The 11,704-nt window shown below is 45.6% G+C and carries 13 protein-coding genes; 8 read left to right on the top strand and 5 right to left on the bottom strand.

The features are described from left to right. The first annotated feature begins 28 nt into the window (after positions 1 to 28). From rsmA to A1D16_RS06065, 6 genes are all read left to right on the top strand, one after another. The gene (gene rsmA / locus A1D16_RS06090) at positions 29 to 793 is read left to right on the top strand and encodes a 16S rRNA (adenine(1518)-N(6)/adenine(1519)-N(6))-dimethyltransferase RsmA (RefSeq protein ID WP_290708402.1); all 765 of its coding nucleotides are present in this window, start codon (positions 29 to 31) and stop codon (positions 791 to 793) included. Beyond that, the gene (locus A1D16_RS06085) at positions 786 to 1,709 is read left to right on the top strand and encodes an NAD(P)-dependent oxidoreductase (RefSeq protein WP_290708401.1); all 924 of its coding nucleotides are present in this window, start codon (positions 786 to 788) and stop codon (positions 1,707 to 1,709) included. Before rsmA ends, A1D16_RS06085 begins: the two co-directional genes overlap by 8 nt. A 96-nt stretch (positions 1,710 to 1,805) precedes the next feature. Continuing rightward, positions 1,806 to 2,279, top strand: coding sequence for a transcription elongation factor GreA (gene greA, locus A1D16_RS06080; RefSeq protein WP_290708400.1), 474 nt, complete (start codon positions 1,806 to 1,808; stop codon positions 2,277 to 2,279). A gap of 112 nt (positions 2,280 to 2,391) precedes the next feature. Continuing rightward, entirely contained in the window at positions 2,392 to 4,761 is a 2,370-nt protein-coding gene (locus tag A1D16_RS06075) for an alpha-L-rhamnosidase (RefSeq protein WP_290708399.1), read from the top strand. Positions 4,762 to 5,010: 249 nt separating this feature from the next. Beyond that, the gene (locus A1D16_RS06070) at positions 5,011 to 5,535 is read left to right on the top strand and encodes a hypothetical protein (RefSeq protein WP_290708398.1); all 525 of its coding nucleotides are present in this window, start codon (positions 5,011 to 5,013) and stop codon (positions 5,533 to 5,535) included. Then, entirely contained in the window at positions 5,532 to 5,951 is a 420-nt protein-coding gene (locus A1D16_RS06065; protein ID WP_290708397.1) for an HIT family protein, read from the top strand. The genes A1D16_RS06070 and A1D16_RS06065 overlap by 4 nt, the downstream gene beginning before the upstream one ends. Here the strand turns inward: A1D16_RS06065 and ruvC are convergent. Beyond that, positions 5,935 to 6,507 (bottom strand): crossover junction endodeoxyribonuclease RuvC, encoded by a 573-nt coding sequence (gene ruvC / locus A1D16_RS06060; RefSeq protein WP_290708396.1) that lies wholly within the window; start codon positions 6,505 to 6,507, stop codon positions 5,935 to 5,937. The genes A1D16_RS06065 and ruvC overlap by 17 nt on opposite strands. 21 nt (positions 6,508 to 6,528) lie before the next feature. On the opposite strand from ruvC, the gene A1D16_RS06055 reads away from it, so the two are divergent. Both A1D16_RS06055 and A1D16_RS06050 read left to right on the top strand, forming a co-directional pair. Continuing rightward, positions 6,529 to 7,545: a lysylphosphatidylglycerol synthase transmembrane domain-containing protein gene (locus tag A1D16_RS06055; protein ID WP_290708395.1), complete on the top strand. Its 1,017-nt coding sequence runs from the start codon at positions 6,529 to 6,531 to the stop codon at positions 7,543 to 7,545. Position 7,546: 1 nt separating this feature from the next. Further along, on the top strand, positions 7,547 to 8,341 hold the full coding sequence (locus tag A1D16_RS06050) for a DUF3108 domain-containing protein (RefSeq protein ID WP_290708394.1): 795 nt from the start codon (positions 7,547 to 7,549) through the stop codon (positions 8,339 to 8,341). 19 nt (positions 8,342 to 8,360) lie between these two features. Here the strand turns inward: A1D16_RS06050 and A1D16_RS06045 are convergent, their stop codons facing one another. The 4 genes from A1D16_RS06045 to A1D16_RS06030 are packed head-to-tail and all read right to left on the bottom strand — an operon-like array spanning position 8,361 to position 11,681. After that, the gene (locus A1D16_RS06045) at positions 8,361 to 9,224 is read right to left on the bottom strand and encodes an MBL fold metallo-hydrolase (RefSeq protein ID WP_290708393.1); all 864 of its coding nucleotides are present in this window, start codon (positions 9,222 to 9,224) and stop codon (positions 8,361 to 8,363) included. Next, a complete protein-coding gene (locus A1D16_RS06040; protein ID WP_290708392.1) occupies positions 9,205 to 10,545 on the bottom strand; it encodes an MFS transporter in 1,341 nt (446 codons plus the stop codon). The genes A1D16_RS06045 and A1D16_RS06040 overlap by 20 nt, the downstream gene beginning before the upstream one ends. A gap of 30 nt (positions 10,546 to 10,575) precedes the next feature. After that, positions 10,576 to 11,406 carry an undecaprenyl-diphosphate phosphatase gene (locus tag A1D16_RS06035; RefSeq protein WP_290708391.1) on the bottom strand — a complete coding sequence of 277 codons (831 nt, stop codon included), beginning with the start codon at positions 11,404 to 11,406 and terminating at the stop codon, positions 10,576 to 10,578. 14 nt (positions 11,407 to 11,420) lie between these two features. Further along, positions 11,421 to 11,681 carry a DUF3098 domain-containing protein gene (locus A1D16_RS06030; protein ID WP_290708390.1) on the bottom strand — a complete coding sequence of 87 codons (261 nt, stop codon included), beginning with the start codon at positions 11,679 to 11,681 and terminating at the stop codon, positions 11,421 to 11,423. Between the last annotated feature and the right edge of the window lie 23 nt (positions 11,682 to 11,704).

Here is an 11,704-nt window from a genome sequence, read left to right as displayed (position 1 = left end):
GCCCAATACTGTATTTTTGCGCCAGTTTATGTATACGCTTAAAAAATCACTGGGTCAGCATTTTCTCCGGGATGAGAATATTTGCCGAAAGATCGTTGAGGCCTTGCAGCAGCAGCCTTTTGAACGCTTGCTGGAAGTAGGGCCGGGCGGTGGCGCACTCACTAAATACCTGTTGGAGCTGCAGGGGGTAGCATTCAGGGCGGTGGAGCTGGATGAAGAAAAAGTTCAGTACCTCGAAACGGCCTACCCGGCGTTGAAAGGAAAGCTGATTCACCGGAGCTTCCTGGATATTGATTGCCCTTTCGACGACCCCTTTACGCTGGTTGGCAATTTCCCCTATAATATCTCTTCCCAGATTTTGTTTAAAGTGTTGGAATGGGAAGGGAAAGTGGAAAGAGTAGTAGGCATGTTTCAGAAAGAAGTAGCCCAGCGCGTGGCCGCTCCGCCGGGTTCCAAAGTGTATGGGGTAATCAGTGTATTGATACAGGCCTATTTTGATGTAGCCTACCTGTTTGATGTAGCACCGGGTTGCTTTAATCCCCCGCCAAAGGTAATGAGCGGGGTAATTGCACTGCAACCCCGGAAAACAATACCGGTGATGGCTGGTCGCAAACAGTTTTTCCTGCTGGTAAAAACGGCGTTTAACCAGCGCCGTAAAACACTTCGCAACGCTGTAAAATCCTTGTTTCCACCTGAAATGTTGCTGGATCCTGTTTTTCAGAAAAGAGCTGAACAGTTATCTGTGGAAGAGTTTGCGGCACTCACGTTCAAAATGAATGGAAACAATGGATAAGGTATTGATAACAGCAGGTGTACATCCCTGGCTGAATGAAAAATTAAGCAAACTGGGTTTTGAGGTTATTTATCAACCTGCTATAACCTATGAGCAGGTGGGTGAAATTATTGGTGATATAACCGGGCTGATTCTGACCACCCGCATTAAGCTGGATCGCCCGCTTCTGGAAAAAGCGGACCGTTTGAAATGGGTGGGGCGCTTAGGCAGCGGTCTTGAATTAATAGACCTTGGTTTTGCAGCTGAAAAAGGAATCCGCTGCGTCAGCAGCCCGGAAGGCAATCGCAATGCCGTGGCAGAACACGAACTGGGAATGCTCTTATCGCTCCTGAATAAACTTAGTTCCAGTGCTGCAGAAGTACGCGAAGGAAAGTGGATAAGGGATGCCAACCGCGGTACAGAACTCAGTGGAAAAACAGTGGGAATCATAGGATTTGGTCATACGGGGGGAGCTTTTGCCCGCCTGTTGGAACCTTTTGGGGTTACGGTACTGGCTTATGATAAATACCGGTTTGGATTTGCTAAAGGATTTGTTAAAGAAGCCAGCTTGGAGCAGGTGGCCCGTTATTCAAATGTGATCAGTTTTCATGTACCGTTAACGGAGGAAACACATCATATGGCCAATGATGCGTTTTTTGATCAATTAGCCTGTAACCCGGTTTTTTTAAATACCAGCCGCGGAAAAGTGCATGATACAGGTGCAGTGATCCGTGCACTTGAAACTGGTAAAATAGTTGCTGCCGGCTTGGATGTGCTTGAAAATGAACAACTCACAACCTATTCAGAAGCAGAAAAAGCGGCGCTTCAATGGTTGTGTGCGCAGCCCAATGTATTGGTTACGCCGCATATTGCAGGATACAGCCACGAAGCTTATTTGAAGATGGCGGAAGTAGTGGTGGAGAAACTGTTTGGTTAATTAAAAACCCTATATTTGCCTATCTGAGTGCAACGCTTTCACTTCTGTTGAAGGCGTTGTTCTTTTTTTTTACTTTTTAACCAAAGGAGGTTAATTATGGCAGATGTAATTTATGTGTCAAAAGAAACTCTTGAGCAAATGAAAGAGGAGCTCCACCATATGAAAGCGGTGGAACGTCCGGCTGCCTCCAGGGCAATTGCGGAGGCCCGAGAAAAAGGAGATTTACGTGAGAATGCGGAATACGATGCGGCTAAAGAGGCGCAGGGAATCCTGGAAGCCAAGATCAAAAAAATGGAGAGCGATCTGGCTATTGCCCGGATTCTTGAAGCAGATTCAATTGATACCAGCAAAGTATCTATACTTACCAGAGTAACGGTGTCTAACCTGAATACCAAAAAAACCATGACCTACCAGATCGTTTCAGAGAAAGAAGCGGATCTGAAAGCCGGTAAAATTTCCGTTACCTCACCCATTGGGCAGGGCCTGCTGGGTAAAACCGTAGGTGAGGTAGCCGAAGTAAAAGCCCCGGCTGGTATTCTCAAATTTAAAGTAGAAGAGATTTCAGCATAAGTGATGATGCGCAATAAAAAAACGGCCATCCTTAAGATGGCCGTTTTTTTTTACGCGATAGAACAGGATAGTTTTTTACGAGAAGCAGGTTAATTTCAAGCAAACTACCGGTATGCGATTGTTTCTTTCCTGTCTGGTGCTGCCTATTTTCTGCATAACAGCTACCGCTCAGAAAAATATTCCTGTAAAATGGGAGGCATCCTGGATCCGTGATCAGCAAACCCATTTTTTTAAGGATCAACGGGCTTACCAGGAAAATCCGGCACCGCTGTTTGTAAAAGAGTTTGTGCTGAATAAGCCCCTGCGTACAGCTACCCTTCATATTACGGCATTAGGCTATTATGAAGCGTCTGTGAACGGAAAAAAAATCGGCAATCGGGTACTGGAGCCTTCGCAAGCAGACTACGCACGCCGGGTCTTTTACAGCAGTTATGATATCACCAGCCTGCTTAACCGAAAGGAGAACAGGTTGGAAGTACTTGTCGGCAATGGTTGGTATAACCCCCTGCCGCTTCGTTTATTTGGCCGGTTTAACCTGCAGGATGTTTTACCGGTGGGCGAACCTGCCCTATTGGCGCAACTTGAACTTGTCGGGGAAGACGGCAGCAAGGAAATTATTGCTACTGACCCTTCCTGGCAGGTGGGAGAAAGCAATATCCGCAGAAACAGTATTTACCTGGGTGAATGGATCGACCTGCGCGTGGCAAAACAGAACAGGCCTCTGCAGCCAGCTACTAAGGCGGTTTCACCCGCGGGCACACTGCAGCCGCAGGAGAGCCCTTCTGTTATTATTGCGCAAGAAATTGCGCCCAAAGCGATCTGGCAAACAACCAAGGGCTGGTTACTTGATTTCGGAACCAACCAAACCGGGGTACTGCAAGTCAAAACCCGGTTACCTGCAGGTACAATTTTAAAAGTGCAATACGGAGAGCTTCTGTATTCTGACAGAACCCTGAATAAAATGACCAGCGTAGCCGGGCAAATAAAATCAGCTGGAACAGGTGGGCCGGGTGCGCCCGATACGGCTTACCAGGAGGATATATTCGTCTGCTCCGGAGAAGAGGATCTGTTTAGGCCGGCTTTCACCTACCATGGTTTTCGTTATGCGGAAATCCAGGGTTACCCTGGATTTCCTGACACTGCCGGCATCCGGGCGCTTGTTTTGCATGCTGCCGTTCAGGAAACTGGTAGTTTCAGTTGCTCTGACCCAAGGCTTAATGAATTGCTGGCCATCTCTAAAAGAACCTTTCTAAGTAACCTCATTGGTGTACAATCGGATTGTCCACATCGCGAAAAACTTGGATATGGAGGAGATATTGTTGCTACCGCTGAATCGTTTATTCAGTTATTTGATATGGAAGCATTTTATACCAAAACGGTACTGGATTTTGCAGATGCAGCCCGGCCGGATGGAGGTTTTACTGAAACGGCGCCCTTTGTAGGCATTGCAGATGAAGGCTATGGAGGCGGCTCGGGCCCCGTGGAATGGGGGGTCGCACACCCGGAACTGCTGAGGCAATTGTATCGGTATTATGGTAAAAAGGAGCTGCTGCAGGCCCAGTATCCACAGGTGAAAAAATGGGTGGATTTTTTAAAAAGCAAAGCGGTTGATCATTTACTACATACCACCATAGGCGATCATGAGTCCATTGCTCCCAAAGATTTGTCGGTAAGTGCCAGCTCCTTCTATTATTATTCGATTTCTTTATTGGCGGAATTTGCCATGGAGTTGGGGAGAAAGAACGAAGCCATGGTTTATATAAAGGAAGCCAACCAGGTTCGCCAGCGATTTATTGAACGTTTTGTAAACGATAGTACAGGCAAAGTCGGAATCGGAACCCAGTCTACCCAGGCACATGCCCTTTATTTTGGATTGGTTCCCGCACCCTTACAGAAAAAAGCCTTTGACTACCTGGTGGCTGATATTATAGAAAAGAATGACGGTCACCTGAGTACAGGTATTTTTGGCACCCGGTTTTTACTGGAAGTGCTGGCACAATATGGAAGGGCGGATCTGGCGTATGATATTATTACAAAAGAAGGCTTTCCCGGATGGATGCACATGATGGATCGGGGGGCTACCAGTTTGTGGGAGCACTGGGAATACAGTGATGATACGTTTTCGCATAATCATCCCATGTTTGGTACGGTAACAGAATTTTTCTTCCGTTGGTTGGCGGGGATCAGAAGAATGCATGGGTACAATGGAAAGGACGTAGTAGGAGGAGGGAAGGTAGACTGGTTAATAGCGCCTGATACAAGGCGCTTGGAATGGGTGAAGGCAGGGGTGGGTACAAAAAATGGGCCCCTGACTGTTGAATGGAAAAAAACAGGCAATCAATTGGAGTTGCTGGTGGAGGTACCCGCCGATACCAGGGTACAGGTGCAATTGCCGGTAAATGAAATGCATAGACGTTCGCAAACCCGGTTGCTGAAGGCCGGTAAGAACCGCATCCTGCATACAATACCACCCGGCAGGTAACAATTTGGTAACGTTCCGGTAATAGTATGGTTACAGTTTGGTAACAATGGGCGGCTAGTTTTGCGCCATGATTTGGCGAATTCTGTTCTTAGTCCTTTTGTTTCCACTGGCTACGGTGGCGCAGAAAACCATTAAATGGAATGAATTCAACTGAATGCGATCGATAAACAAGGACGCAAACAGGGCGATTGGCTGTTTTTTGACAAAAAAGGAAATGTACTGTTACAGTGCCAGTACCGGAATGATAAATTGGTAGGGCCGCGAGTTTTTTTTAATGAAGGCGATACCGTACTGGTTCGTTTAACCCCCACTGATAGCCTGGAACATTTTATTTATTACTACAAAGATGAACCTGTTAATGGTGTATTTGTACAGCATGAACAGTCGTTCCGGATAGAGCTGGATCATTTACCAAAAGGGTTCGGGCAAAATGAATTGGCAGAACTCAAGCGTTGGTATGCGGTGAAAATAGACCCGGTATACATGTTTGCTACGCAGAACCTGGTAGATTATTTCAGTGCGGCGTATTATAAAGCCAATACCATTCCCAATTGGAATCATACCTTTGTTGTCACCATTAATGCCTCGGGCAGGGTGACGCATGTTGAATGTCCGACCAGGGACGAAATCTGGACGGAAAATGTAGAAAATGAAGTGTTTGGAATGTTCTACAATATGGGTCGCTGGCAGCCTTTTTTTGATACCTGGGAAACCCGCGATATTAAAATAACGATGGCATTGGGTGCTGATTTGCATTCAATTACTTCAAGATGACCATATTCACCAAACTGATCAACGGCGATATTCCTTCCTACAAAATTGCAGAAAACGATAAGTTTTACGCGTTTCTGGACGTATTTCCAATGGTGCCAGGCCATGTACTGGTAGTGCCTAAAATGGAAGTAGATAAGTTTTATGAAGTGCCGGATGCTTACCTGGCTGAAATCCTGGTATTTGCAAAACCTATTGCAAAAGCCATTGAACAGGCATTTCCCTGTCAGCGGGTAGGATCGGCCGTTATAGGCCTGGAAGTACCCCATGCTCATCTGCACCTGGTACCATTACAGTCGGCCGACGATCTTAATTTTACCCGTCCAAAAATTAAACAAAGCCCTGAAGAATTAAAAGCGGCCCAGGAAAAAATACTGGCACACCTGGAAAAACCAGAAGTGTTCAGACCGGTTTCCTGATTCTATGTTCGTTTTTCTTGATAAAATCTTCCCAGCCCCTGGATTTAGCAGTACCGAGGCCGGGTATAGGAGAATTGGTTTGATAATGGTGGCAAATGGCTACAGCCAATGCATCAGAAGCATCCAGGAATTCGGGTTTTTCTTCGATGGTAACAATTCGCTGCAGCATGGCCCATACCTGGTCTTTGTCGGCATTTCCATTGCCGGTGATAGATTGCTTCACTTTTTTGGGAGAATATTCACAAACTTCCAGTCCAGCCTGGATAGCAGCGGCAATAGCTACGCCCTGTGCCCGTCCCAGTTTAAGCATACTTTGCACGTTTTTGCCAAAAAAAGGCGCTTCGATAGCAAAACTGGTAGGTTTGTACTGTTGAATAAGTTCGGCAACCCGGCGATGAATCTGCTCTAAACGGATATGCTGGTCTTTTTTGGCATTCAATTTAAGTACATCCATATGCAATAGTTGCAACGATTGGCCGTTCACAGCTATCAGCCCGTATCCCATTACTATGGTGCCTGGATCAATGCCAAGAATTATTTGTGGTGATTTTTTCAACAGCGATTATTTTTAACAGGGATGCTTCCAAACAAAAATATTAAAATCTTTCTCAACTACTGGTTGGGCCCGCTGATATTCCTATGGTTGAGCTGGTCTATTTACCGGCAACTCAGCCAGCAGCCCGATTTGGCCACTACCTGGGAGCAAATACAACAAAGCCTCCGAACCCAGCATGCCTGGAAATTATTGGCGGCCATCGGCTTGATGGTGGTAAACTGGGGACTGGAAGCCATTAAGTGGCGCGAACTGGTGACGCCTTTACATCGTATATCTGTAGGTACGGCGCTAAAGGCAATTTTAGCGGGCTTGGCATTTGCGGTAAACACACCTAATAGAATGGGAGAATATGCAGGAAGGGTGGTATACCTTCCGGAGGGTAAGCGGTTGGCATCCATATCGCTCACCCTCGTTGGAAGCTTTAGCCAGGTACTGGTAACCTTGAGTACAGGCACCATTGCCCTGTGGATATGGTATGCGAACTATCAGGCAATTGACCTGCCATCTCATTGGGATTTGCAGGAACTATGGGTACCAGCCCTCGGATGGCTCTTATCCTTTCTGACAGGTTGTGGAATCCTGCTTTATCTTCGTATAAGCTGGATTGTACGTTGGGTAGAAAAAATTCCGGGCGCCGCGAAATTGCTGCCTGTTTTGCAGGTGGTGGATGATTTACCGGTTACAATTTTGTTAAGAGTGCTTGGATGGTCGCTCCTGAGGTACCTGGTTTTTATTATTCAGTATATCTTACTACTGCAATGTTTTGGGGTAACGGAGCAGATAGGCGTGGCAGCCTGGTTAATCAGCCTGCAATTCCTGGTTATGGCAATTATTCCAACCATTGCACTGGCTGATATTGGTATCAGGGGTAAACTGGCACTGGAGTTGTTTGGAATGATCAGTACTAATCAGCTTGGCATCATTGCAGCTGCGCTGGGTATCTGGCTAATCAACCTGATTGGGCCGGCTGTTTTAGGCAGTTTGCTGATTATCCGGATTAAACTCATAAAAGCTAATCCGGTCAAAGAAAAGATTTAGCATGAAAAAACTTGTATTGTTTATACTGGCTACAGTGGTCTTGTCTACCCGATTGGATGCGGATAATGAGTATTGCGGCGTACGAAATATTGCTTTTGTCAATGGTGAATCAGTCACCTTCAAAGTATTTTATACCTTGGCTGGCATGTATATCGGAGCAGGAGAAGCCAGTTTTAACGTGCGGCTTACCAACCTTAATAATAAACCGGTATACCATGTGGTAGGCGATGGTAAAACCTATAGTTTCTACGACAGTTTTTTCAAAGTGCGGGATAAGTATGAATCGTATATCGATACCGCCTCTCTACAGCCGCATAAGTTTATCCGGAACGTATATGAAGGCGGGTATACGAAATTTCAAACAGTCAATTTTGACCATACAGCCAATAAAGCGGTGACCAATTATGGTACATTCAATGTGCCAAACTGTGTGCAGGATGTCGTAAGCTCTATATATTACGCCCGAAACATCGATTTTCAGAAATACAAACCAGGCGATAAAATTCCCTTTTCCATGTTCCTGGATGATGAAACCTATAACCTGTATATCCGGTATATGGGCAAAGAAACCATCAAAACCAAGTATGGTAAGTTTCGCGCTATTAAGTTTAAGCCACTCCTGGTTAAAGGCACCATCTTTGAAGGCGGAGAAAAAATGACGGTTTGGGTAAGTGATGACGGCAATAAAATACCGCTTCGGGTAGAAAGCCCAATCAGTGTGGGTAGTGTTAAGGTGGATATGATGTCCTACCGCAACCTTCGCTACCCCTTATCAAGCCTGGTAAGTGTTCGATAAGTTAGTTTCAATAAGTTGCTCAGAGTGCTGTTAGTGGAAGTGTTTCTCCGGCACGTATTCCCTTTTCGGTTTGCACCAGGTGGCATAGCTCAATTTGCGGATCGTGCTCAAAATAGAGCAGGTAATTTTGCTCAATAGCTTCTTTTAAGAAAGACTTTTTTTCATTCAAGGTGGTTAGGGGAAACATATCATATGCCATTACGTAAGGAACAGGAAGGTGTGCTGCAGAAGGTAAAAGATCTGCCATGTACACAATGGTAGTGCCTTTGTAATTTAACTGGGGCAACATCATGGAATTCGTATGCCCGTTTACGATACGAATGGAGAAATTATCGGTGAACGCAATTTTTTCCAACTTGTTTCCCTGGTAATTACCAGCTGTTTCAAGGAGTTTAAGCTGGCCTGACTCCTGAATAGGCAGGATATTTTCCTTGAGGAAAGAGGCTTTTTCCCGGTCGTTCGGGTATATGGCCCAGTTCCAGTGTGCTGCATGGCTCCAGTAAGTGGCATTTTTGAATGCGGGTTTCAGTTGATCACCTTCCCTTATAATGGCCCCTCCACAATGGTCAAAATGCAGGTGGGTTAGAAAAACATCGGTGATATCATCGCGATGAAAGCCATGATGGGCTAAGGAACTATCGAGGCTGGCGTTTCCGTGCAGGTAATAATGCGAGAAAAATTTTGCATCCTGTTTGGTGCCGATGCCGGTATCGATCAGTATCAGGCGGTTGCCGTCCTGTACCAGCAAACAGCGCATTGACCAGCTACATAAATTGTTTTCATCGGCGGGGTTAAGTTTGTTCCACAGCGTTTTGGGTACCACGCCAAACATGGCGCCCCCGTCCAGTTTAAAATTACCCGTATCAATGGTGTATAGTTCCATGGCTTGGATCGTAGGCTTTTTTGGTATAAAACAGGGCAATTAATCCGAGCAGGAAGAAAATGCCCAGTGCAATGATGGAATTCCGCATACTACCGGTCAGTTCTTCCAGGTAGCCGAACGTGAAAATCCCGATTACAATGGCGATTTTTTCGGTTACATCATAAAAGCTGAAAAAGGAAGTGGTATCGCGGGTGGGAGGTAATAATTTGGAATAGGTACTCCTGCTCATGCTCTGAATGCCTCCCATAACCAACCCCACACAGCAAGCGAGGATATAAAACTGGGTCTGGGTTTTTACATAATAGCCGGCAATACACACGCCAATCCAGATGCTGACAGCAATGATGAGTACCCACATATTGCCAATTTTCCGGGAAAGCCGGCTTAACCCGATGGCGCCGATAATAGCGACGAGCTGAATTAAAATTATGGTTATCAGCAATTTGGGCTCATCTTCCGGGTTTGGAAAAATTTCTTTTTTCCCAAATCCGGCGGCAACCAGCATAACCGTTTGCACGCCCATATTATATAGAAAAAAAGCCAGTAGGAAGCGTTTCAGTACTGCTATCTGTTTCAACTGCGTCCAAACCAGCTTTAGTTCATGAAAACCATTTATCAATACGTGTTTTTTTGCCTGGCGTTCTGCCTTACTACTAAGTGGCAGCACCCGAAGTGTTAGTTGGGCGAAGCCGAACCACCAGATTCCGACGAGCAGAAAGGAGAAGCGTGGCCCCAGTGTTTTATCAGTGGGATCCATGCCAAAAAGGGTTTCCAGGATAGTAGGCTTCAGGATTAGGATAAAACAGATTATCTGTAAGGTAACGCTGCCGATATAACCTAATGCAAATCCTTTGGCACTGACCCGGTCCTGGTCTTCGGGAGCAGCAATATCGGGCAAATAAGAGTTGTAAAACACCAGGCTCGACCAGTACCCGAGGGCGGCTATCGCAAAAAAAATGATACCCAGCTCAATGCGCTGGGGGGTGAAAAAAAATAAACCCAGGCAGGCGGCAGAACCAATAAGGCTAAACCAGCGCAGGTATACTTTTTTGTTTCGGCGATAATCGGCTATGGAGGAAAGGATGGGGGAGCTAACTGCTACCAGTAAAAAAACCAGGGAAAGTGCGTAATCCATCAATGCAGTATTCACAAATTCTCTTCCGAAAAAAGAGACCTTGTGTTCGCCACTGCCATTACCGGCAGAAGTAATGGCAACAAAATAGGCAGGAAATATGGTGCTGGTGATAACTAGATTGTAGGCGCTATTGGCCCAATCGTACATAGCCCAACCGTTGATGACTTTTTTTGGTGCCGTCTGCATGCAGGAAGTTGATTTTAAAACAGGTCGGACTTAGCCGTTCTGAATAATACCCGTCCACAGCAATATAAGAAGAATTATTCCAGCCGCAATCCGGTAATAACCAAACCAGCGGAACCCGTTTTTCTGAAGAAACCCGATAAAAAATTTGATTGCCAGTAAAGCAACAATAAACGCTACCACATTTCCCACTACAAATGCCACCAGGTTATCTTTTGAACTAAGCAATAATTCGTATCCTTTTTGAATAGTTCCATCTTCCATGGTCCATTTTTTCAGTACCAGGGAATAACCTGAAGCAGCGGCCATGGTAGGTACGGCAAGGAAAAAGGAAAATTCAGCCGCCACCTTGCGGGATAATTGTTGTTGCATGCCGCCGATTATGGAAGCAGCGCTCCGGCTTACCCCCGGAATCATTGCCAAACACTGCCAGCAGCCTATAATAAATGCTTTGCCGAAGCTAATTTCAGTTTCGTCGTGTATACCTGGGTTTTGAAAGCTTTTGTCTATGAATAACAGCACGAAGCCGCCAAGTAATAAAGTAATGGCTACCGTAAGCGGACTTTCAAGTAATGCATCTATCTGGTCTGAAAAAAGAAAACCCAGTAATAGTGCAGGTACAACCGCAAACGCCAGCTTAAAATAAAATGTAAAACTCTTAAAATCAACAAATTTTTTCCAATACAGAACCACTACTGCAAGGATAGCACCCAATTGAATGGCTACTTCAAAGAGCTTGGTAAAGGATTCGGTATGTATGCCCAGCAGTGAACTGGCAATAATCATGTGGCCGGTAGAAGATACGGGCAAAAATTCGGTCAGGCCCTCTACGATGGCAATTATAATAGCTTCAATAATGTTCATGGAACAATTATAAATCAGGCTTTAGGCTTTTTGAAGATGGCTACCACTTCAATAGCGAGGCCGGCCAGGATAAGCAGGGGTGCAATGGTAATACGGGTACTGCTATACACTTCTTTCTGGTCAAAAACAGCCGGGTCGGAACTGTTGCCCCCTGCCATCAATAATAACCCCAGGGCAATTACCGCAAGGCCAATCAACATCCAGGTATAGTTTACCTTGCCAAACAGGCTTTCCGATGTATGGGTAGTAGGAGCAGCGTTTTCTTTTTTAGACATGTTGCAAAGTAAAAAGTAAAATG

The organism is Flavihumibacter sp. CACIAM 22H1, assembly GCF_001601815.1.
Lineage (GTDB): Bacteria > Bacteroidota > Bacteroidia > Chitinophagales > Chitinophagaceae > Flavihumibacter.
This window is presented reverse-complemented; position numbering and strand designations above follow the sequence as displayed.